The organism is Devriesea agamarum, from assembly GCF_900070355.1.
Lineage (GTDB): Bacteria > Actinomycetota > Actinomycetes > Actinomycetales > Dermabacteraceae > Devriesea > Devriesea agamarum.
This window is the reverse complement of record NZ_LN849456.1, coordinates 1,147,979-1,171,358: the sequence shown is the minus strand read 5'-3', so window position 1 is coordinate 1,171,358 and position 23,380 is coordinate 1,147,979. Positions and strand designations below refer to the sequence as shown.

Genomic DNA, 23,380 nt, shown 5'->3' with positions numbered 1-23,380 from the left:
GAGATGCCAGCTCACGAGCATCACAGGGCGCTGGATTACCACGCACTGAATGCGATGCTGAACCTGTACGGCGCAGACGGCAAAATCCAGTTCGACAAGGATCGCCTCGCAGCGCGCGAGTATTTCCTGCAGCACGTCAACCAGAACACGGTGTTCTTCCACTCGTTGCAGGAAAAGCTCGACTACCTCGTGGAAAACGACTACTACGAGGCTGAGATCCTCGACAAATACGACTTCGCGTTCGTGAAGCAGCTGTACAAGCGCGCCTACGCTTTCAAGTTCCGGTTCCCCACCTTCCTCGGCGCCTTTAAGTACTACACCTCGTACACGCTTAAGACGTTCGACGGTAAGAGGTACCTTGAGCGCTTTGAGGATCGAGTCTGCATGGTGGCTCTGGCGCTCGGTGACGGTGACACTGCGCTCGCCGAAAATCTCATGACCGAGATTATGACCGGTCGCTTCCAGCCGGCCACTCCCACCTTCCTCAACGCTGGCAAGAAACAGCGCGGTGAACTCGTGTCATGCTTCCTGCTGCGGCTAGAAGACAATATGGAGTCCATTGGGAGGGGGATTACCTCGGCGCTGCAGCTGTCCAAGCGCGGCGGTGGGGTCGCCCTGCTGCTGTCTAACCTGCGCGAATACGGTGCGCCGATTAAGCAGATCGAAAACCAATCCAGCGGCGTCATCCCGGTGATGAAGCTTTTGGAGGACTCATTTTCGTACGCGAACCAGCTGGGTGCTCGGCAGGGGGCCGGTGCGGTGTATCTGCACGCCCATCACCCGGATATCTTGCGGTTCCTGGATACGAAGCGTGAGAACGCGGACGAGAAGATCCGGATCAAAACCCTCTCTCTGGGAGTGGTCGTTCCCGATATTACCTTTGAGCTAGCCCGTAATAATGAGCCGATGTACCTGTTCTCGCCGTATGACGTCGAGCGGGTATACGGTAAGCCCTTCGCGGATGTGAATATCTCCGAGCATTATCGGGAGATGGTTGACGATGCCCGCATCTCAAAGAAAAAGATCCGGGCCCGCGACTTTTTCCAGGTGCTTGCGGAGATTCAGTTTGAATCCGGGTACCCGTACATCATGTTTGAGGATACGGTCAATCGGTCGAACCCGATTCCAGGTAAGGTGACCCATTCAAATCTCTGCTCGGAGATCCTGCAGATCTCCACGCCGAGCGACCTGAATGTTGATCTCTCCTATAAGCATCTAGGTCGGGATATCTCGTGCAACCTGGGGTCCCTCAACATTGCCACGGCGATGGATTCCCCTGATTTTGAGAGCACCATTGAGACTGCGATTCGGGCTCTGACCAGTGTGTCTGATCACTCGGACATTCAGAGTGTGCCTACGATTGCCCACGGCAACAGCAAGTCGCACGCTATTGGACTCGGACAGATGAACCTGCACGGCTTCCTCGCGCGTGAGGAGATCCATTACGGGTCCGAAGAGGGTCTGGACTTCACCAACATGTACTTCTACGCCGTGGTGTATCAGTGCATCAAGGCGTCGAACAAAATTGCTCGTGAGCGCGGCGAAACCTTCCACGACTTTGCCGACTCCCAGTACGGAACCGGCGAATACTTCGACAAATACATCGATCGGGTGTGGGAGCCGAAGACGCAAAAGGTTCGTGATCTCTTCGCCGCATCCAGTGCCCATCTACCCACCCAGGACGACTGGAAAAAGTTGCGGGCAGACGTCATGGAACACGGCATGTACAACGCGTATTTGCAGGCCGTTCCTCCCACCGGGTCAATTTCTTACATCAATAACTCGACCTCATCAATCCACCCGATTGTGTCGAAAATTGAGATCCGTAAGGAAGGCAAGATTGGTCGCGTGTATTACCCGGCGCCGTTCATGACGAACGACAATCTGGAGTACTACCGTGACGCCTACGAAATCGGTCCCGAAAAGATCATCGACACCTACGCGGAAGCCACTCAGCACGTGGATCAGGGTCTCAGCCTGACGCTGTTCTTCCCTGATACCGCGACGACGCGCGATGTCAATAAGGCACAGATCTACGCCTGGCGCAAAGGTATTAAAACCATCTACTACATTCGCTTGAGGCAGATGGCCATTGAAGGCACGGAGGTTGAGGGCTGCGTTAGCTGCATGCTGTAACGTCGAGAGCTCACGCTGGTGCAGGGAGCGATCGCTGACAGTGGATACTGTATGGCGGGGCCTTACCCGTGGTCGATGTCTTACCCATGGTTGATGTCTTGCCCTGGTCGGTGCCTCACCCTTCAGGCGGCGCCCTAGTCCGGCGGCAGTGCCCTATAGGTGGGCGCTGTGCTAACCCTGCAACAGTGTGAGCACGGCTTTGACCCGACGGTGAACGGTGGTTTCGTCTGAGAGGCCGAGCTTCGCGAACAGCCTCTGCGAGTATTTCTCCACCGTGCCTTCGGTAATCACAAGCCGTTCGGCGATCCGAGCGTTGGTCAGGCCCTCAGCCATGAGCTCGAGAACTTCACGCTCCCGGGGAGTGAGGTCATCCAGCGGGGAATGCCGTTTAGATGCGATGACCTGGCCGACAATTTCCGGGTCCATGACGAACCCGCCCTCGGCGACGCGTTCCACAGCATCCAGGAACGATCCAATATCGCTGACGCGGTCTTTCAGCAGGTAGCCCGTTGCGCCGTGCCCAGAGGCCAAGAGGTCGGCAGCGTAGGAGATAATCACGTACTGGCTGAGTAGAATAATCGGGGCTTCAGGCCAGGCGGCACGGATCGCCTGAGCGCTGCGCAGACCTTCATCGGTGTGCGTCGGAGGCATGCGGATGTCGGTCACCACGAGATCGGGTCGATGGTGCAGCGCGGCGTTAACTAAACCGGGTCCGTCGTCGGCAACATCGACAACGTCATGACCCGCTTCTTCCAACAGCAAGCGGAGTCCTTCGCGAAGCAGAGCCGAATCGTCGGCAATCACGATACGCACCGGGTCAACCTTTCATGAGCCGATAGGAATAACAGCTTCGAGCGCAGTTGGTCCGCCCCGCGGAGATTCCAAACGAAGTGTGCCCTCTAATGCGGCAACGCGTTCGGTGAGCCCAACCAATCCGTGTCCTTTAGAAAAAGCAGCGCCGCCCACCCCATCATCCTCGATACGCACCTGAGCTCGTTCACTATCAATCTGCACGCATACGGTCACCGTACGAGCCTGGGAGTGCTTATTCGCATTGGCGAGCGCCTCGGATGCAACGTAGTAAATGCCCGTTTCGATATGGGCGGGGAGACGGTCATGAGGGCACGTGACGGTAGTCGGGATAGAAGAGCGGGCCGTGAGCTCCGTGAGCGCCGCCAGCAGACCGCGATCAATGAGGATCGGCGGGGCAATGCCGCGGGAGAGCCGTCGCAGTTCCGCGAGAGTTTCACTCAGTCTGGCCCGGGTATCTCGCACAATACTCAGGGATCGTTCCGGGTCGATGGCAGCGAGCCGTTCAGCCCGGGCGAGGTCCATAGTGGCGCGCACCAGGCCCTGCTGGGGGCCGTCGTGCAGATCTCGTTCCAGTCGGCGCAGCGATTCGGCTTCGGCTGCGCGACCGGCATCACGGGACCGCTGTGTTTGGGCCAGTCGTTGCTGCTCGTCATGGCGAGAACACAGCAAGCCATAGCTGACAGCTGAATGCACCAGGCTCAGCAGGCGCATCATAGGAGCGATGGTGAGCAGGAAGAACAGCCCTATCAGACCGGGCACGGCAATATCTGTGATGAACGCGGCGGTTCCCTTATAGCCCAGAAGCAGACCCAGACTGTGGTAGTCAGTTGGGGGAATTACTCGACGGGTCAGCATGATTGAGACGGGGCCGAGCACCGTGATCGCCGCGCCCAACGCCCACAGCAGCGCAACGGGCAAGGTGATCATCATGAGCAGGAAGTGGATGAGGGTCCACAGCGCGTCCATCCAGGTTTGAGGGTCGGCAAGCGGGGTGAGGGCGCGCCGGAACCTGGTGGACCTGCGGTCAAGTTGACGGTATAGGGGGGTGGGTGCCTCGCGCCGTAGGAGGCCGCGCAGCAGAGCGCGTTCAACACCTGCGAAACCTCGGGCTGTGTAGGCGCCAGCAATCAGGAGCGGAAACCCTATCCAGATCAAGGTGGTGGCAAAGCCTAGAGAAAACAGGATGATCGTGAGGGTGAAGCCGATCAGAGCTAAGGGAAAATTCGCGAGCTGGTAGCCGAGTCCGCGTCCGACTTCGCGCAACCATCGCCGCAGAGCCGAGGGTGGCTTAGCTGGGCGCACGGTGTCGGGTGCGGATACGGATGCCATATCTCTAGTGTCGCTGACCGCGAGAGTGGATCGGTACTTTGCGTGTGCCGCGGTGATGCCCCGGTGAGTGGTGGGTGAGGCCCGTGGAGGTGGCAGGCGGCATCTGTATGAGTGGCGGGTGGTGTCTGTGCACGTGGGTAGGTGGCCAGACATGGGTGGTAGGTGGTGGCCGAGACGGGCACTTAACTCCCGGGGGACTTACGTCCTCAAACCCCGCGGAAGAACGCGGTCAACCACTATGTGTTGTGTCATCGGCGTGTCGCAGACGCAATATGTTGTGGTCGCCTCCGTACAGTAGGTGATGCGGCTCGACGAGAAGCGGAGTGTTATTTATGGCCTGCGCCCACGAGAGCCGCGTGACTTTTGGTAGGACCATCTCAACCCGATGATCGCGATATGACCTCGCGCGGGTGACCGATGCCGCGGCCCAAGGCCGGTGAGGCGACGTCCCTGCGCAGGTCTATTTGTCGCGCCATAAAACCAGTGAAGGACTGAGGCAATGCCAACTCCCTACGACGCAGTGGCCACCGTGCGCGAATATTTGGATCGCTCCGACTGGAGAGTCAACGCGAATGCGAACCAGGACTACTCTGTCGGCGGACTGGTGCTGAACGCGGCTGGCAAAGCTATCGCCACCTACTGGCTGGATGAGGTGTTCAGCTCGGAGGCGGCGCGCGCACACCGGGACGGAGATCTACACATCCACGATCTCGATATGCTCACCGGCTATTGCGCGGGCTGGTCGCTGCGCCGCCTGCTGGAGGAAGGATTTAACGGCGTGAGCGGCGCCATTGCGGCTGGTGCGCCCAAACACTTTTCTTCTGCCTGCGGCCAGATCGTAAACTTCCTCGGAACGCTGCAAAACGAATGGGCGGGGGCGCAAGCCTTCAGCTCCTTCGACACCTATATGGCGCCGTTTGTGCGCCTGGATGACATGGACTACTCCCAGGTGTTGCAGTGCATGCAGGAGCTGATCTACAACCTCAATGTGCCCTCCCGCTGGGGAAGTCAGTGCCCGTTTACTAATCTCACCTTCGACTGGGTGTGCCCGGATGATCTGAAGGATCAATATCCGCTGGTCGGCGGCGAAGTATGCGATTTCAGCTACGGCGACCTGCAGGTCGAAATGGACATGATCAATCGGGCCTATATCGAGGTGATGACCGCGGGCGATGCCGACGGCCGAGTATTCACCTTCCCCATTCCCACCTACAACATCACGGCCGACTTCGACTGGGACAGCGACAACGCGACCCGTCTGTTCGCCATGACCGCGAAATACGGGCTCCCCTACTTCCAGAACTTCATCAACTCTGACCTGGACCCGGGAATGATCCGCTCCATGTGCTGCCGACTGCAACTGGACCTGCGTGAGCTCCTCAAACGAGGTAACGGACTATTCGGATCCGCTGAACTCACCGGGTCGGTCGGCGTCGTGACCGTGAATATGGCCCGGCTCGGCTACCTCTACGCGGGGGATGAAAAGGCCCTGGTGAGGGAGCTTGATCGTCTGCTTGAGGTCGGCAAAGACACTTTGGAACGGCGCCGCGCGGTAGTGCAGCAACTAATTGACCAGGGCCTATACCCGTACACCAAGCGCTACATGGGTACGCTCGCCAACCATTTTTCAACCCTCGGTGTGAACGGCATGAACGAAATGGTTCGCAACTTCACCCGCGAGCAGCATGACCTCACCCATCCTGACGGGCACGCCATGTGTGTGCGGATTTTGGACCATGTGCGCACACGCATGGTCGAGTTCCAAGAAGAGACCGGCAACCTATACAACCTAGAAGCCACCCCCGCCGAAGGAGCGACGTATCGGTTCGCCAAAGAAGACCGAGCCCGCTTTACCGACATTCTGCAAGCGGGCACCACGGAAAGCCCGTACTACACGAATTCTTCTCAGCTTCCGGTCGATGCCACCGAGGATCCCTTTGCCGCCCTTGAGCAGCAAGATGATCTGCAAACCCGGTACACCGGTGGCACCGTTTTGCACTTGTACATGGGGGAGAAGATGAGCTCTGCGGATGCCTGCCGAACCCTCGTGCGTCGGGCGCTCAGCCGCTTCCGCTTGCCGTACCTCACCATCACCCCGACGTTCTCAATCTGTCCGAATCACGGTTACCTCGCCGGAGAACAGCCCGTGTGCACCCGCTGTGCCACCGAACGTCCGAGTGCCGAACCGGTGCAGTGTGAAGTGTGGACTCGTGTCATGGGCTACCACCGTCCCGTCAAAAGCTTCAACATCGGGAAGAAGGCCGAGTTCGCGCAGCGGACGTTCTTCAGCGAAGCGGCAGCGGGAGCCAGGGTGTGAATCGTGCGGCGAGTAGTGATCCCCGCACCCTGCGGATCGCGGGGATCACCGCTTTGTCCACCGTGGATTGGCCGGGACAGCTGGTTGCGACCGTTTTTTGCCAGGGATGCCCTTGGCGGTGCGGCTACTGCCACAATACCTCGATTCTCGATCCTAAGACCGCTGGCGTACTGCCCTGGGACCAGGTGCTGAGCTTTATGAACAGTCGGCGAGGTCTGCTGGATGGCATGGTTTTTAGCGGTGGAGAAGCAACTATGCAGCACGCCGTGTACGGTGCAGCCGCCGCGGTGAAACAGATGGGATTCGCGGTGGGGTTGCACACCGGTGGAGCCTATCCGGCTCGACTCGCTGACCTCGTAGGATGCGGACGCGAGGATATGCCTGTCGTCGTGGACTGGGTGGGCTTTGACCTCAAGGCCAGCCCATCCGGCTACACCTCGACCGTGGGGCGGCCCGGTGCATGGCAACGGGTACGGGAATCGTTGGGATACCTCGTTACGTCAGGAATTGACTATGAGGCGCGGATGACCGTCACCCCGGCCCTCACGGGTCAGGTGCACGACGTGCTGCGATGTGCCGCTGACGCAGGTGTGCACCAGCTGGTCTTGCAGCAAGCGCGATCTGACGGTGCGCCTGCTGAGTTCGCGGCCCAACTAGCGAGCTATGCGCGGTGGAATGCAGCCTTTGAGGAGACCGTCAACGCGGCCAAGGAGGTGGGATCTGAGCTCGGGGTGCGGATCGAGTGCCGTGCTGCCTGAGGCTGGTTGTATGTCGCCTGGCCTAATGACAGCCCACGGACACGCGGTTGATGCTGGCCTTACTGCACGATTGGATGCTGCTCGCATGCGCGCGACGTGATGTTGGCCTTATGGCGCGCGACGTGATGTTGGCCCCGGCGAGACCACTGACTTATGCCGACGCCGATACGTTTCACAGACGACCATTTCTCAACCTGACCATGGGGCCGTTCTAGACTGAGGAGCCCCACACGACTTTCGGAAGGAACGCGAGGATACGGTGAACGACCACCTCAAGCACAGCGTCCAGGCCATTAACTGGAACCGTCTCATTGACCCGAAGGATGACGAAGTCTGGGACCGGCTCACCGGTAACTTCTGGCTTCCCGAAAAAGTCCCGGTATCCAACGACATCCCGTCATGGGGACGTCTCACCGAACTGGAACAGACCCTGACAATGCGAGTCTTTACGGGCCTCACCTTGCTGGATACGGTGCAGGGAACCGTCGGGGCTGTGTCCCTCATCCCCGACGCGATCACCCCGCATGAAGAGGCCGTGTACACCAACATCGCATTCATGGAGAGCGTGCACGCGAAATCCTACAGCTCGATCTTCTCCACCCTTTGCTCCACCAAACAGATCGACGAAGCGTTCCGTTGGTCTGAGCATAATGAGCCTTTGCAGAAAAAGGCTAAAATCGTGATGTCGTACTACGAGGGTGACGATCCGGAAAAGCGCAAGGTGGCCTCTACGCTGCTGGAGTCCTTCCTGTTTTACTCCGGTTTCTACTTGCCGATGTACTGGTCCAGTCACGGTGAACTGACCAATACCGCTGACGTGATTCGCCTAATTATCCGCGACGAAGCCGTTCACGGTTACTACATCGGATACAAGTACCAAAAAGCTGTCGAAAAATCCGATCCGCAGCGCCAGCAAGAGCTCAAGGACTACACCATGTCTCTGCTTCTTGAGCTTTACGACAACGAAGAGGAATACACCGAAGACCTCTACGATCCGGTGGGGTGGACTGAAGACGTCAAGATGTTCCTGCGCTATAACGCCAACAAAGCGCTGATGAACCTCGGCTACGAAGGGCTGTTCCCGGCTGAGGCATGCGAGGTGAACCCCGCGATCCTCGCGTCGCTGTCACCCAACGCCGACGAGAACCATGACTTCTTCTCCGGCTCCGGCTCGTCCTATGTGATGGGTAAAGCCGTTGAGACTGAAGACGAGGACTGGGACTTCTGAGTCGCTAACTTAGCCTGGTCTGGCGAGGGCTGGGGAGGCTCGGATTTGCAGATTTTCAGCAGGTCCGGGCCTCTTTTCATGCCGTCTTCAGGTGGATAGAGGAGGTCGGAGGTGAACGTCGGAGATACCCGGAGTTCTGCTGGTCTCAAGCTGCTTTCCGGTCGATGGCACGCTCGGTCCGCGCGATCTTACGATGTCAGCACAAAACAACGACGAGTACGGTTGCAAGTCACGTCCCCTTAAGCGTCAGCCCCCGATAACGGTTGATCGCGGCATGAAGCTCGTGCGTTCGAGGCCTAGCCAGATGTCCAGGATGGCCCTGGAAAGGTGATAGCCAGTCCAGTCCCTCGCGGTCAATGCGATCCTGAACCGCACGCACGAGCTCGGTGATAGATAACTCGCCGTCGATGATCTCAGCAATCCGATCTAGTGAATGCGCAATGGCTTGGGTCTGCGCTGGATCAATCAGTTGCCCAACCGCATTCAGATCGATCGTCTCACTGGCACACTGGATTGTGGCCTCGCCGGCTTTTGAGGGTTTCCGGTTCGCTGATCCCGAGAACGAGTTTGGCTTTGGAATTCGCGACGTGCGCTGATCAGTAAAGACCGCAGACGTCATCGAGGTGTTATTGTCACGCGGCGCCGATAGCAGACGGGCCTGCTGCGTGACATCGTGCGGGGCGTAGTGGTCGAGCGCAATCACCCGGTCAGCAACATCGAAGAAGGCCCCTGATCCTCCCGCCACCAAAATGGTGGAGACGCTGCGCTCCGTAAAAAGCGGGCGAACGCGATCTACGAACGGTGTAATGGGCTCCTTACTAGAAGGGACCAGCGCGCGCATACGCTCATCGCGGATCATGAAATTCGTCGCGGAGGTGTCTTCGTCAATGAGTAACGCAGACGCGCCAGCCTCAATAGCCTCCACCAAGTTTGCGGCCTGTGAGGTTGATCCGCTGGCATTCGTAGTGCTGAATGACCGAGTGTCGGTACCCGATGGGAGATTCGTAATCAAAGCTGAGATGTCGACACCGGTGACTGCACGACCATCTTCCGCCCTAATGGACACTGCGTCCGCGCGAGTAATAACCCACTCTCGACCGTCACCGCCGATATGTGGATACACCCCGCGTTCAATAGCCCGCAGAAGAGTTGATTTGCCGTGATAACCACCGCCGACAATGACGGTAACCCCCTCGGGAATGCCCATGCCCGATATCGAACGCCCACTAGGCAGTTGAAAATCTACCCGCAAAGTATCCGGGCTGTGCCACTCAACTGCCGCATCGCGTGCCAAAGGGAGATCCGAGTTCCCTGACCGTCGCGGGAGAATCGCGCCATCGCCCACAAATGCAATGAGGCCTCGACCGCGTAGTTGGCTGCGCAGCCACTCCTGATCGCGGAGTAGGGTCACGTGATCGGATAGGGCTTGAAGGTCAAGATTTGCGTATACGAGCGAGGCGTCAGCAATCCTTGGTAGGACGCTGACCAGGAGTTTATATGCCTCGCGCCCTCGGACTCTACGTCCAGCGGCGGGTAGCCCCACATCAACTCGTGCTTCGATGCGATCGCGAGCGACGATGACGCTAGTACGCTCAAGGATCTGCTGGCCCACCTGTCCAATACTGACCAGCCCGCTATTGCCCGTGCCAGATGGTTTCGGCGTGAAACGGTGGGTGGCGTCAACGAAACGACGGGTGAGGACATCTGCTACAGCGCGCTGCCCGAGCCTGTCGGTGGTCAGATCAGCGGGCAACTGTGCATCATCGGGATGAACGATAATCCGCATACGAGATGGCGGCGCGAAAGGGTCTACCTGAACGTGGTCGATGGCCAGCTGGAAGGGGCCCAAGTCGTAGGTGCCGACGAGTTGTTTATACGAGGCGTATCCTCGGCCATCAATCTGGCTGAGGATGCGTTCAAGGCTTGTGTGGTCACGCATAGTCATCCTCATGATCGGTGCTGTCGTGGTGCTGTGGCAGTCGGGCCGGGGAGGCGGTGCCGAATTGTTATCAGACTATTACCTCGAGCAGACGCGTCGGGCGAGAGCAGTCAAGTAAGGCGGGGAGATAAAGGCCGTTTCTTTGAATCGTGGTGCTGCTTGAGGTGTGACAGCACCGCACATAAGGCTATTTTCTGATCGCGATTAGGGTAATTCCGATGGTGGATGAGCTGATTTGATCGGCTAGGGCGCATAATGGCAGTACGCGGATGTTGGCTACGACAGCAGCGTCATCGTAAATCCCGCATCCCTAGAGAAAGGAACATCCCCATGTGGAGCTTTATTTCCTGGATCATCGTCGGCCTGATCGCAGGGGCTATTGCCAAGGCGATTATGCCCGGTAAGCAGGGTGGGGGCATCATTGCCACCATCATTCTTGGTGTGGTTGGCGCTCTCGTCGGAGGCTTCCTCGGTGGACTGTTCACGGACGGTGGCATCGGCAAGATCTTCGCGAATCCGTGGAGCCTTGGCACGCTGTTTACGTCTGTTATTGGCGCCTTGGTGTTCCTGGTCGTGTATGGCTTCCTCACGAAGAGGTCTGGCTCCTGACATGCGTTATTTCAGCTGAGTTCCCTTAGGCTCTCAGCCTGATCTAAGCGGCACCCGCCATCTCGGCGGGTGCCGCTTTGTTTTGGGGACGTATCGCGGGGTGTTCACCTCAATGAGGCCAGTCGAACTGAGCTCACGGCGGGGATCTATGATGATCAGGGGTCAAGGCCTCAGGAAGGCAGCGCGGCGAAGCCAAGTTCGCAATACTGTGAGCGAGCACAACCTGCTCAGGTCGCCGAGAGGCCCGTTGGGGCCGTACACTGGTGTAGCTGCCATGTGGCAGTGAGGGCCTCTAGCTCAGTCGGTAGAGCATCGGACTTTTAATCCGCAGGTCGTGGGTTCGATCCCCACGGGGCCCACCGTCACGTATTCGCGCCGCTGCCATCGTCTCTGCTGAATGCAGACGTATGTCACCCCACTATCCATGCCTCAGACTTGGCGCAGGCCGCGGCCCCGTCCCTTGCAGGATCGTTTTGATGAAACACAGCACTGGGCGACGCCGTCTATCCGGCGCCGCCCAGTGAATCAGACTCTCGGGTAGGGGTTGCGGTTACAGTGCACGCTCCTGCGTCGTTGTCTGTTTATGACCCCTACGACCCTCAGCTGCTTTTCAACGCGTCTCGCCAACGCAGGCGCTTACCCATGCGCAAGATGGAACGTTCGTAAACCCGGGCCGCAAACCAGATCACTCCCACAGTCGAGGCAATGAGGATGGCCACGGAGAGGCCGCTTTCCCACCATGACGTTTGTTGCTGGAATATGCGCACCGGAACGGCGACGGGTGCGGCGAATGGAATATATGACAGTACTTGCATAACGGTGGGGTTTCCGCTAAAGAAGATAACGCCAAAGTACGGTATCATGATAAGGTATAAAATTGGGCTTATCGCAGTCGATAGATCTTCAGTACGCGAAACTAGTGACGCTGCGGCTGCGTAGAGGGACGCCAGCATTACGAAACCGATGGCGAATAGCACCACGAACCATGCGATGGGAACCCCCAGACGATCAAAGCTGATAAAGCCTCCGCTTTGGAACATCCCCGCGCACGAGATCACCACGTACAACAGAATCTGTGCCATCGCCATCACTGAGTTACCGATGACTTTGCCCGTCAAAATGGCGCGGGCTGAGACCGTCGCGAGCAGGATTTCAACAATGCGGGTCTGCTTTTCCTCCACCACAGAATTTGCAATAGCGATTCCGAATACCAGAGCAGCCATATAAAACACGATCGCGAAACCAAATCCGACGATTAAGGTCGCGGAAGGATCGGGTGCATCGGGATCGAGAAGCTGAACTTCCGGCGCAACGGAGAAACCTTGCACAAGCGACGATGGCACATCCCGCTCGCCGACCAGCTTTACTTTAGTGGGAGAAGTGCTCGAGGGCAGGATTGCGGCATCAGCACGCCCATCTTTAACCGCGGCTCGAGCGGCGGCGTCGTCCGGAACATCCAACACTGTGACCTCGTCGCCGAGTGACTTCGCAGCCGCTTGCGTCTGGCTGGTCACTGCCACCGTGTTATCGGAACTCATAGCTGAAATTAACGAGGGACCCACCACGACCACCGCGAGCAGAATGAGGAACATAATCGCGGTGCTGATGATGTAGGACTTTGAGGTCAGTTTGATAATGATCTCGCGCTTGGCGACGATCCCGGCCGCACTCCAAAACGATACCTTCGCATGAGGAACGCGCTGAGCCGGCACTGACGTTGGTGACGGGAACGATACGGCTGACTTGTTCATCGGACAACTTCCTGGAAGATTTCGTGCAGGGAGCGTGTGACAGGGGAAAACTTTGTCACGGTGCCTCGGTTAAGGGCTTCGCGAAGTACCGTCTCGGCTTTTTCGGGGGACTCAGCGGAAAACCGCGCATAGCCGCCGTCAAACTCCGTGACCTGTACGTTCATCCCTCGTATCCATCCGGTATCCGAGTTAGTGTGCAGTTCCCACTCGGGGATAGTCGCGGCATTAAGAATGGATTCACGGGTGCCATGCGCTCGGATTTCGCCGTTGGCAATAATCACCAGTTCGTCGCAAAGTCGCTCCACCAGGTCGAGCTGATGGGAAGAGAACAGCACAGGTGCCCCGGTAGCGGCGACATCGCGCAAAACCTCGATCGTGGTATCAACCGCGATGGGATCGAGGCCGGAAAACGGTTCATCGAGAATGAGCGCGACCGGATCATGCACCAGGGCTGCCGCGATCTGGGCGCGTTGCTGATTACCTAGGGACAACGTCTCCAAATTGTCTTTCATGCGTTCGCCGAGCCCAAGGCGCTCCAGAATGTCGACCCCACGTGCCTTCGCGGTGGGTGCGTCCATCCCATGTAACTGGGCCAGGTATATCAGCTGATCAATAATTTTCATTTTGGGGTATAGACCCCGCTCTTCCGGCATGTAGCCGATACCAGCCCGGTAGTCTGCTGTGATGGGCGCGCCGTCGACCTCGACGGTGCCGGAGTCAGCGCTTAAAACCCCGAGAATGATACGCATGGTGGTGGTTTTCCCTGCGCCATTTCCTCCGACGAACCCCGTCATGAGACCGGGGCGAATGGAGAATCCGACGTCTTTGAGGACGTGTGCCGAACCGAAACTGCGGTTCAGATTATGTACGGTCAACATGACCCCAGCGTAGAAATAATGCGCCGCGATAACATCCGGCATACGGGGGATTGCGTAGCTCCGCCGCACGGGGGAGAAGCGGCTTTATCTCCCCGTGGCAGCTATTTAATCCCCCACCACTCCGTGTTCGTAGGCCCAGATGACAGTGTGGATACGGTCTCGAGTCCCCAGTTTCATCAGCACATTCGAGACATGTGTTTTGACGGTCGCTTCACCCACGAACATTTCCGCCGCGATTTCTGAATTGCTGAGGCCACGCGCGATCCCCAGCAGAGTTTCACGCTCGCGGGTCGTGAGCTGCGCCAGGAGATCCTGAGCCGAGCCGATGGCGGGGCGGGATCCTGGATCACCGCCAGAGTTGACTTGCGTTGATGCTGTCGCGGGAAGGGATGAAAACTGATGCGGCGAGAAGACTGGCTGAGCGATGCTGGGCTGGTCAGCTCGTGATGGCGCGAGATGATCCGTAATCCGGACGGGCGCCCTCCCACCATCGTCTAGAGCGCGTGCCCCACGTGTATCGTCACGGCCCAGGGCGCATGCACCATGTGCGCCGCTACTCATCGACCGCTCAATGACGCGCCGGGTGACCTGCGGGGAGAGCAGGGCCTCGCCGTTTGCCAGCGTGAGAACTGCATGAATGAGTTCATCGGCCCCCGCAGTTTTTAACAGAAATCCGCTGGCACCCGCGTTGAGGGCAGAAAAGAGAAAGTCATCATTATCGAATGTGGTGAGGATCAGGACGGCTTCTCTGCCTCCGGCGGCGGTAATGAGACGGGTTGCCTCGATGCCGTCCATGCCCGGCATCTGCACGTCCATGCAGACCACATCCACGTGATGGTTCGCTACGAAATCGACGGCATCCTGACCATTAGATGCTTCACCGATCACGTCAATTCCCGGCTCTGACTCCAAAATCGTGCGGAACCCGACCCGGATTACCGGTTGATCATCCACCAGGAGTACTCGGGTCACGGTGTCGTCTCCAGCTGCGTTACTTTCGTGAATTGCGGGTCCTGCGTTTCCTTCGTGTCCTGGGTGACCTGTGAGGTCGAAGTTGCCTGGGTTGGCTCGGTGGGTGTGTTGTCAACCGGGACGAAGGCCCGCACCATCCAGCCTCCGTGTCGTTTAGGTCCGACCTGCAATGTGCCGCCGACAGCGAGTACCCGTTCACGCATACCTAGCACGCCGGTTCCGGTTCCTGCGGCGTGGGCGGTTGACCGACCGCCGCTATCGCTCACTTCGAGTTCTACTCCCTGCTCAACGGGACGCAAACGTACCGTCATGCTGGTGCGTAGACCCGCATGTTTACGGGAGTTGGTCAACGCTTCTTGAGCGACGCGATACAGGGTGAGTTCAACCCCGGGCGAAAGCGCAGGTAGTGTGTCCACGATATTCAAGGTGACGTCGTGGCCCAGCTGTCGAGTGAAATCAATCAGATCATCGATCTGTGCGAGAGTCGGAAGTGGCTGAGTATCAGTGTTGTCTTCACGTAAAGTCCGCAGCATGGTGTGCAGCTCGGAAATGGCGCTGCGGGACGATTGTTCGACGGCTTGCAAAGCTTTTTCTGCGGTCTGAGGATCTCTCATGAGGATCCGGCGTGCCGCACCCGCTTGCACGCCCATAGCTGTGACGTGATGGGCAACCACATCGTGCAGTTCACGCGCGATACGCATTCTTTCCAGCGCCACCGCGTGTGCTGCCAACTCCTCTTGCTGAGCTTCGATTTTTTCATGTGCGAGACGAATTTTTCGTGCCTGAAGATAGACCACCCAGGAACGGTTTCCGAAATACCAGGCAGTGCCAAAATACGCGACATTTGTGAGCGTAAAGATGGCGACAACGGAAATATATTTGCTGATACTGAGATGCTGTGCAAGGACGTTTTGAAACTCAATCAGGAAGGTGACCCAAAGCCAAACAGCCATGGCGATGACGATGAAAAATCGGGTGAAAAAAGCCCGGCGTCGATGAGCTGACCACGCACCAACGGAATAGAAGCCGAGGAAAAGCGCCACCTGGGTCGCGAAGATTTCTACTCCGGTGACGGTACCGAGCACAAAATATACGCAGGTTTGAATAAGAGAACACGCTTCTGGCCAGCGGCGACGGACAAGAAGTGGAACCATCATGGCCACCACCAGCACCGTGGACCACACGGGGAGCTTAATAGCCCCCGGTTGGGCATAAGCCATGAGGACCTGGAAGACGAGGGAACATGCCAGTATGAGCAGCATGATCCTTAGGTCCTTGCGAAACCAGTTCGCCGGCAGTTCGCGGTTCTCGTGCACTCTGTGACTCTATCGGTTGCGTTGATCGCGTCTGTCCACTTCTCGCAGATGCTTAGGCGCGGGCGGTCCTGACGCTGTATTCCATGTCATCCTCGCGCAGTCATAGCGCTACTCGTGTGAAACCGGGCAGGGCGTTAGGCTCGGGACGATGTGGATTCGTGAGGCTCTTCTCGACCCGCCCCCAGGTGCGCGGCTGGGCGTAGCACTGGGCTGGTTGCGTACCGGCCTGCTCGCCCTGGCTGGACTCGGGGTGGGTGCCACCGTCGATGCTGCCCTGGCTGGACGCTCTCTGCTTGCACCTGCGCTTCTCACACTCGTTGCGGCCATATTGGGTGCTCTGTGCGGGGGCGTCGCGGAAGCGGTGCCACTGCGTATTCAAGGACATCAAGAACAGCAGTGGCGGCGACGCGTGCTCGAAGCTGCCCTATCCGAACAGGGAATCCAATCCACTCCCGCGCGGCACGGCGCTGGGCAAGGCCACCATGCTGGGCAAGGTGGTCATGCAGCGCAAGGCCATCATGCTGGGCAAGGACGTCATGGAGACCAAAGTGGCGAGGGCCAGATCATCGACGCGGCCACCGTCGGTGTCGAAAAAACTGCGGCCTACCGCGCAGGTTTTCTCGGACCGACCCTCGCTGCGTTCACCGCGCCACTAATTGTCCTCGTGATGTGGGCAATCGGCATCGATATCGTGAGTGCCGCGGTGCTCACCGGATTCGTGGCGCTGGTGCCGATAGTGATCGTCGTCGCTGGTAAAAGACTGAGGCGCCCCAACCATGAGTATCGTCGGCGCGAGGCGTCGGCGGCCAGTCGGTATATGGAAATGCTTGAGGGGCTCGGCACCATGAAAGTGCTGGGAGCCGTGGGCAGGATGCGGGAAGCGTTTGCTGAATCAGCTCGCTCTGCCATGCAGGAACTGGGCACTCTGCTCGCGCGCAATCAGCGCATGATTATCGTCAACGATGCGGTTTTCGGTTTGCTGATGAGCGGGGTCGCGTGCCTGCTGATTTTGCTGCGCCTTGCGGACGGTGCAATGAGCCCGGGGGGAGCTATAGCTGGCCTCCTCATGACTGTTCTGCTGGCAGAGCCGATTGACCGGGTGGGGCGCACCTTTTATGTGGGCCTTGCGGGGAGAGCTCGCCGTGACCAGCTCGATCACCTCGTACACCCCAGCGCGTCAGAGGACCTGTCGTCACCGAAGCCCGTTGCGATGGCCGGAGACGTAGACACTGATGCGCCTGACCTCGAACTGCGCAACCTGAGTGTCCAACGCGGTGGCAGGGAGATTCTGCGAGAGATTAACCTGCGCATTCCCGCTGGAAGCCGCCTGGTGATCGTCGGGCCGAGCGGTGCAGGTAAAACCACGCTGTTGCGCGCGCTCGCAGGTCTGCACACCGTCTCGGGCGAGATCCTCGCGAACGGACAACCTGTTCACCCCACAGCGCTTCGTTCACTGGACAGTCGGGTCGATCAGCATCCGGGGATTCTAGGCACCACCGTCGCCGACAATCTGCGGTTGGTGGCGCCGCAGGCCACCGATGATGAGCTGCGTGCTGCTCTGTCCAAGGCCCACCTGTGGGATGAAATCTTGGCAATGCCGGAGGGGCTCAACTCCCCGGTTGGACAGCAGGGATCATATCTATCCGGCGGTCAGCGGCGCAGACTCGCTATCGCACGAGCGTTTTTACGTGATCGACCAGTTCTGTTGCTGGACGAGCCAACTGCGGACCTAGACCGGGCCACGGAGCATCGGGTACGCGAAAGCCTTGGGGATGTCTCGCGTGGACGCACCGTTATCACGGTTGCACATCGTTTGAGCACGACGCGCGATGCCGATCTCATTGCGGTGATTGAGGACGGTCACCTCACGGCGTGGGGGACCCCAGCCGAGCTCGCCAGCCGCCCGGGATATTACGCGCAGGCATTGTTGGCCGAGTCCGAGAATCGCGACGATTTCACACCGCAACCTGCCAAACACCCCGGACGAGGGGAGGGGTCATGACATCCCACGTGAGATGGCTGCTCGGCGTGGCGAAACCGGCCACGAGGCGGTTGCTCGGTTCGGTCCTCGCCCGGTTGCTCGGGCATGCAATCGGGGCGGCGATGCTTGCGCTTCCAGCCTGGGCCATTGGAATGCTGGCTACCGGGCAGGCCCATGGAACAGGGTTCGCTGTCAAGGTGACGGCAGTTGTCGTCGTGTTGGCGGTGGTGAAGGCAGCCTGCCGCTACGCTGAACAATTGCTCGGGCACCTGGCAGCGTTCGGGCTCATGGGCGAAATTCGAGTGTGGATGATCGACCGACTCATCCCGCAGGCTCCCGCATTGACCGATGGTGAAAGCGCCGCGCGTTTACACACAACTGCCGTGCAAGACGTTGATCGGGTAGAGGTGTTCTTTGCCCACACCATTGCACCCGCCATTTCCGCGGTGTTGATTCCAGGTGCGAGTGTGTGCGCTGCCTGGGTGCTCGCCGGATGGGCCCCAGCCGTAGTTTTAGCGTTGGTGCTGGCTATCGGGGTGATCATCCCCCTGGTCGGGGCTAAAGGGGGACGCGAAGGTGCGCGCACTGTGGCGGCGGCCCGGCTGGATATTGCGCATCATCTGGCTGACTCGGTTCGGTTGCGCGATGACATTTTATCGGCGGAAGCGGTGCCGCTGCGGGTTCGGCACATGGGGGACCTGGATACACGGTTAGCAACGGAACTGGAGCGGCGAGGGCGCAGGGCCGGGCGTCGTCACGCTGCCAACGCTGCCCGACTGTGGGTGGGGACCCTCGCCGTGCTGCTGTCGGGGGTAGTCACGCTTTCTCACAGCGCGGACTCGCTTCCGGGACTGCTTGCGGCGGCGGCATTAGTGGCCGGTACCGCTTCGTGCTTGGACACGATTGAACGCTTGGCCGGGTCGCTTCCCGCAGGGCTGGATGCAACCCGACGCATCCGGGAATTGGCTGCACGCGCCCCAGCCGTCGATGAACCGGTTACTTATGAACCATCTGGTGGCCGGGTTGCGCACGGTCCGGCCCCTGAATCGCAGATCGAGGAACCGACCGCAGTTGTGTCTCTCGCGCCAACTGATTCATCTCAGCCGGCTGTGGGCGGATCTCAACCGCTCTCGCCCACACTACCCTCAGCCACCCCGCCCTCAGTCGCGCCGCCGGCAGCAGAGTTCTCGGCGGTCAGTTTTGCTTATCCGGGGCGCGAACAACCAGCGTTGGACCACCTGTCTTTGACAGCTCTGACAGGCAGCGTTATCGGGGTGGTGGGCGCCACCGGATCGGGGAAGTCCACTATTGCTCGGCTCCTACAGCGCCACTGGGACCCCAAGCACGGAAACGTACAGGTCAACGGTTCATCGCTGCGGGTCATGGGGTCTCAGCGGGTGCATCAGATCGTCGCCGTCGCAGACCAGGACCCATTTCTGCTCGACGGAACGGTCGCCGATAACCTCAAGCTGGGGGATCCGCATATCCAGCCTGTCGGAATGCGCGAAGCGCTTCGTATTGCCGATCTCGACCTAGACCTCGATGCGCCCGTTGGGCGGCGTGGTTGTTTGCTGAGTGGAGGCCAGCGGCAGCGGCTTGCGTTGGCACGCACTCTGGTGAGGGCCGCCTCGAATCCAGCTGGGATCGCCGCGTCGGTTCTAGTTTTGGACGAAGCCACCAGCCACCAAGACCCGATGACTCAGGCACGGATGGTGGAAAAACTCAAAGAGGTCGGGGCCACTATTGTGTTGGTCGCGCACCGCTTGGAGACACTGCGCAACGCCGATAACATCCTGGTGATTGAACGCGGGCGAGTGGTGGAATCCGGAACCTGGGACGACTTGGTCTCGGCTGGTGGCTCCTTTGCATCGCTGTATTCACCGACCTCTGCCAGGTCATCCTCAGCCGAATAGGCCACCTCGGACCGTCGGCGTGGGTTCAGGTGCATCCGTCTACGCTAGGAGCATGACGCATTACGACATCGCCGTGATTGGCAGCGGTTCAGGGAATTCGCTGCCTGGTCCGGAGTTCGCAGATAAATCCATCGTCTTTATCGACAAGGGGGTGGGATCGGAGGACTCCTTCGGCGGCACCTGCTTAAACGTCGGGTGTATACCCACCAAAATGTTCGTACATACTGCTGATCTGGCCCGGGTCCCCGAGGAATCCTCCCGGTTCGGTCTCAGCGAAACTCTCAACGAAGTGGACTGGCCCGCTATCCGCGACCGCGTTTTCGGACGCATCGACCCAATCTCCGAGGGAGGGCAGGAATACCGCGATCACAACGCCGACAACGACAACCTCACGCTCATCCACGGGCTCGCCCGGTTCACCGGTGAAAAGACCCTCGTGGTGGAGAGTGAGGAAGGCTCCCACGAGATCAGTGCCGACACCATCGTGATTGCCGCGGGATCCCGGCCAGCGATGCCGCCGGTTGAGGGCCTGGCAGAGGTCGAACCGCACACGTCCGATTCCGTGATGCGCCTTGAATCCCTACCGCGATCCATGGCGATTTTGGGCTCGGGGTTCATCGCCGCTGAATTCGCCCATGTCTTCGCCTCACTCGGGGTCGATGTCACGCTGATTGCTCGGTCTCAGGCACTTTTGCGCGCTGAGGACGCCGATATTTCCGCGCGGTACAGCGAACTCGCCGTCGACCGGTACACGGTGGAATTTGGCTTCGCGACCCAGTCTGTGCGCCGCACTGATGAGGGAATAGAGATTGTGGGCAGCACCAAAGAGGGCTCCCGCACCGTGACCGTGGACGAGCTGCTAGTGGCGACAGGACGTATTCCCAACAGCGACCTTCTCGATGTGCCACAGGCTGGTTTTGATCAGCACGCAGATGGCCGGATCGCGGTCGATGAATACCAGCGGGTGCTCAAGAATGGACAACCGGTGGCAGGAGTGTGGGCCCTAGGTGATATTTCTAGTGACTATCAGCTCAAGCATGTTGCCAACCACGAGCTGCGTACCGTCAAACACAACCTGGTGCATCCAGAAGCGCTCAAGACCTCGGATCATCGGTTTGTGCCGCATGCTGTGTTCGGTCACCCGCCCATCGGGGCAGTCGGCCTCACCGAAAAACAAGCCCGTGACCAGCGGATTGATATCGTCGTCGCGCATCAGGATTATTCGTCGGTGGCGTACGGCTGGGCGCTGGAAGACACCACTGGCTTTGCGAAAATCATCGCTGAGCGCGGCACAGGACGCATTGTCGGCGCCCACATTATCGGCCCCGAGGCGCCGACACTGATTCAAATCCTGATTCAGGCCATGAGCACCGGGCAGCGAGTGCAGGATATTGTGCGCACCCAGTATTGGATTCACCCGGCAATGCCCGAGCTCATTGAGAACGCCCTGTTGCAATTAGTGGACTAACGAAAAAATCGTCGGCTAACAAAAGTAACTCGACGCTTCACCAAGATTAAGCGGGAGGGCTGGGATCGTGACGATCCCAGCCCTCCCGCTTCGTGATGAGCTCAACGTGAGATGAGCCCAAGGTCAGCCGTGGCCGCGTCGTAGGCCCCGTTCTACCGTTTTACTGAGGCATGCAGGACTGCAAAGGATCGGGGTCAATCTGCGGGGTTGCCGAGGAACCGGTGCCAGAGGACGACGTGGGCTCAGACGGTTTCTTCGAGGGCGAGCCCGACGGAGAACCAGACGGTTGCGAGCCGGGGGTCGGGGACGAACTGCCACCCTTGGCCGAGGTGTTTTCGGGGACCTTAAGCGAAGCCTCGATACCTTCATTGGCCCAGGTGCGAATCTTCGACCAGTTGGCCTTGTTCGACGGGGTCACAGATTGGTTCAGCGGCAAACTCAGGAAACCAGCCTTTTTGACCTTCAGAGCGAGATTTGCGAAGGCTTCCAAACGATCCGGTGGAATATCGGTGACGATATTGTTTTCCGTTGCCGTAACGAGCTTCGGGAATGCCGCAGCCAGGGTGAGCGGATCGGCTTCTTCGGTCACAATCCGGATCATGCGCTGCTGACGGCAAATCCGGTTGAAGTCATCAGAGCCTTCACGGGACCGGGCGTACCACAATGCGTGATATCCATCTAGGTGCTGCCAACCGGGCTCGATCCACCCGGTAATCGGGTGCCTGCGAGTCGCCCCGGGATCCTTGCCACCGCCGATTGGAATACGTCGTTCCACTTGAATATCGACGCCCCCAATGGCATTGACCAAGTCTTCAAAGCCCTTGAGGTTCACCATCGCGTAGTAGTCGAGTTTCAGCCCCAAGGTCTGTTCAACCGCCCAACGGGTCGCTGTGAGCCCAGGGTTGGGATCGCCGGGAAAGAGCTCCTTTTGGTCCTCTGCCCACGACCACACCGCATTGATGAGGTCCTGCTGGGGGCCGTAATACCTAAAACCGTTGGGGAAACGCTTCGCTGCGGCTGTACCGGGAGGGAAACGGACATGTTCGAGGTTACGCGGAATAGAGAACAGCGCTGTGCGACCGGACTTGGTATCGATTGAGGCGACCATGATGGTGTCAGGTCTGGTACCGGTTCGGTCGGCGCCCGCATCCTGCCCGAGCATCAAAATATTGAGACGAGGGATGTTTTTCCACGGATCAGCGCCGTTGCCAATAGCACTGTTATTCGTGTTGGACTGCCAGATCTTGCTGCTGGAGACCAAATGCTGTGCCGCCCATAGGTACTGGGCGGATTTGCCGATGGGGAACAGGGAAGCGGCCACCAACACCAGCGCTAAGGCGACCGACAGTGCCATTCGCGAACCGCGCAAATGCTGGCGGACATTGTGGATCCGGTTGGTCAGTAAAAGCTGAACAATCCACACCAGACCGAGCACGATCACCAAGGCGAATCCGGCGAGCAAAACGCTGCGCCGAGTGCCGTAGGCCAGTGCGAACTGGGCCGGATCTCCAAACAGGATTAAGCCGCTGACCGCAAGCACGGCGAGCACTTCCAGGCCGATCAGTACCCAACCTAGGGCGCGCAGCTTGGTTGGTAACAGCCCGAGGCCCGGAATTAACCAGCCGAGCACTGTCCAGCCGGCGGCCCGGGGGAGCGACCCCTCCTCCTGGGGGCAGTGGGCACGACGCCCATGCGAGGCTGAAGTATTGGATGCCGTCGATGAATGGCGGGCTGGTTGAGGACCCGTGCTGGACTGGCGAGCTGGGGCGGAACGGCGCGTCGGCGCCACATGGCGTCCCCGTGACTCATGGCGGGGACGGCGAGGCCTCGGTTCGGTCATAACCGCCATCCTACGGAGTGAGTCCATTCAGGTCAGTAGGTGAAGGTCTTAGATCGGCGTGATAACCGAAACAGCTTCGGCCAGCACCTTCAACCTGTGTGGGATTGGTGTGCACGCGGTGTGTGTGCCGTG

16 protein-coding genes and 1 tRNA gene are annotated in these 23,380 nt (G+C 59.1%); 9 read left to right on the top strand and 8 right to left on the bottom strand.

All coding sequences use genetic code 11. From position 1 onward, the window contains the following. Window positions 1-3: 3 nt before the first annotated feature. The gene (gene nrdE, locus BN1724_RS05180; RefSeq protein ID WP_058235777.1) at window positions 4-2,136 is read left to right on the top strand and encodes a class 1b ribonucleoside-diphosphate reductase subunit alpha; all 2,133 of its coding nucleotides are present in this window, start codon (window positions 4-6) and stop codon (window positions 2,134-2,136) included. A 171-nt stretch (window positions 2,137-2,307) separates the two neighbouring features. Here nrdE and BN1724_RS05175 read toward each other — a convergent pair whose 3' ends face one another. Then, complete coding sequence (locus tag BN1724_RS05175; protein ID WP_058234511.1) at window positions 2,308-2,949, bottom strand: response regulator; 642 nt, start codon at window positions 2,947-2,949, stop codon at window positions 2,308-2,310. Between the two features lie 12 nt (window positions 2,950-2,961). After that, on the bottom strand, window positions 2,962-4,278 hold the full coding sequence (locus BN1724_RS05170; protein ID WP_058234510.1) for a sensor histidine kinase: 1,317 nt from the start codon (window positions 4,276-4,278) through the stop codon (window positions 2,962-2,964). A 499-nt stretch (window positions 4,279-4,777) separates the two neighbouring features. Here BN1724_RS05170 and BN1724_RS05165 point away from each other — a divergent pair, with 499 nt between their 5' ends. The 3 genes from BN1724_RS05165 (at window position 4,778) to nrdF (ending at window position 8,581) form a co-directional block, all read left to right on the top strand. Further along, on the top strand, window positions 4,778-6,595 hold the full coding sequence (locus tag BN1724_RS05165; protein WP_058234509.1) for a ribonucleoside triphosphate reductase: 1,818 nt from the start codon (window positions 4,778-4,780) through the stop codon (window positions 6,593-6,595). Continuing rightward, complete coding sequence (locus BN1724_RS05160) at window positions 6,592-7,353, top strand: anaerobic ribonucleoside-triphosphate reductase activating protein (RefSeq protein WP_058234508.1); 762 nt, start codon at window positions 6,592-6,594, stop codon at window positions 7,351-7,353. The genes BN1724_RS05165 and BN1724_RS05160 overlap by 4 nt, the downstream gene beginning before the upstream one ends. Window positions 7,354-7,612: 259 nt before the next feature. Next, on the top strand, window positions 7,613-8,581 hold the full coding sequence (nrdF, locus tag BN1724_RS05155; RefSeq protein WP_058234507.1) for a class 1b ribonucleoside-diphosphate reductase subunit beta: 969 nt from the start codon (window positions 7,613-7,615) through the stop codon (window positions 8,579-8,581). A 229-nt stretch (window positions 8,582-8,810) separates the two neighbouring features. Here the strand turns inward: nrdF and BN1724_RS05150 are convergent, their stop codons facing one another. After that, a complete protein-coding gene (locus BN1724_RS05150) occupies window positions 8,811-10,520 on the bottom strand; it encodes an ABC-ATPase domain-containing protein (protein WP_172797079.1) in 1,710 nt (569 codons plus the stop codon). A gap of 330 nt (window positions 10,521-10,850) precedes the next feature. On the opposite strand from BN1724_RS05150, the gene BN1724_RS05145 reads away from it, so the two are divergent. Both BN1724_RS05145 and BN1724_RS05140 read left to right on the top strand, forming a co-directional pair. Continuing rightward, window positions 10,851-11,129, top strand: coding sequence for a GlsB/YeaQ/YmgE family stress response membrane protein (locus BN1724_RS05145; protein WP_058234505.1), 279 nt, complete (start codon window positions 10,851-10,853; stop codon window positions 11,127-11,129). A gap of 286 nt (window positions 11,130-11,415) precedes the next feature. Further along, window positions 11,416-11,488, top strand: a tRNA-Lys gene (locus BN1724_RS05140). A 240-nt stretch (window positions 11,489-11,728) separates the two neighbouring features. Here the strand turns inward: BN1724_RS05140 and BN1724_RS05135 are convergent. The 4 genes from BN1724_RS05135 to BN1724_RS05120 form a co-directional block, all read right to left on the bottom strand. Beyond that, window positions 11,729-12,880, bottom strand: coding sequence for an ABC transporter permease (locus BN1724_RS05135; RefSeq protein WP_084252775.1), 1,152 nt, complete (start codon window positions 12,878-12,880; stop codon window positions 11,729-11,731). After that, complete coding sequence (locus BN1724_RS05130) at window positions 12,877-13,758, bottom strand: ABC transporter ATP-binding protein (RefSeq protein WP_058235775.1); 882 nt, start codon at window positions 13,756-13,758, stop codon at window positions 12,877-12,879. The genes BN1724_RS05135 and BN1724_RS05130 overlap by 4 nt, the downstream gene beginning before the upstream one ends. Before the next feature lie 105 nt (window positions 13,759-13,863). Beyond that, window positions 13,864-14,730 (bottom strand): response regulator transcription factor, encoded by an 867-nt coding sequence (locus tag BN1724_RS05125; protein ID WP_058234504.1) that lies wholly within the window; start codon window positions 14,728-14,730, stop codon window positions 13,864-13,866. Continuing rightward, window positions 14,727-16,046, bottom strand: coding sequence for a sensor histidine kinase (locus BN1724_RS05120; RefSeq protein ID WP_157085767.1), 1,320 nt, complete (start codon window positions 16,044-16,046; stop codon window positions 14,727-14,729). The genes BN1724_RS05125 and BN1724_RS05120 overlap by 4 nt, the downstream gene beginning before the upstream one ends. Before the next feature lie 148 nt (window positions 16,047-16,194). Here BN1724_RS05120 and BN1724_RS05115 point away from each other — a divergent pair, with 148 nt between their 5' ends. Genes BN1724_RS05115 through BN1724_RS05105 form a run of 3 tightly spaced genes read left to right on the top strand, consistent with a single transcriptional unit; the run spans window position 16,195 to window position 21,408 of the window. Further along, complete coding sequence (locus BN1724_RS05115; RefSeq protein WP_058234502.1) at window positions 16,195-18,048, top strand: ATP-binding cassette domain-containing protein; 1,854 nt, start codon at window positions 16,195-16,197, stop codon at window positions 18,046-18,048. After that, entirely contained in the window at window positions 18,045-19,940 is a 1,896-nt protein-coding gene (locus BN1724_RS05110) for an amino acid ABC transporter ATP-binding/permease protein (RefSeq protein ID WP_058234501.1), read from the top strand. The genes BN1724_RS05115 and BN1724_RS05110 overlap by 4 nt, the downstream gene beginning before the upstream one ends. 52 nt (window positions 19,941-19,992) lie before the next feature. Further along, a complete protein-coding gene (locus tag BN1724_RS05105) occupies window positions 19,993-21,408 on the top strand; it encodes a mycothione reductase (RefSeq protein WP_058234500.1) in 1,416 nt (471 codons plus the stop codon). Window positions 21,409-21,568: 160 nt separating this feature from the next. Here the strand turns inward: BN1724_RS05105 and BN1724_RS05100 are convergent, their stop codons facing one another. Beyond that, on the bottom strand, window positions 21,569-23,248 hold the full coding sequence (locus BN1724_RS05100) for an LCP family protein (protein ID WP_172797078.1): 1,680 nt from the start codon (window positions 23,246-23,248) through the stop codon (window positions 21,569-21,571). Between the last annotated feature and the right edge of the window lie 132 nt (window positions 23,249-23,380).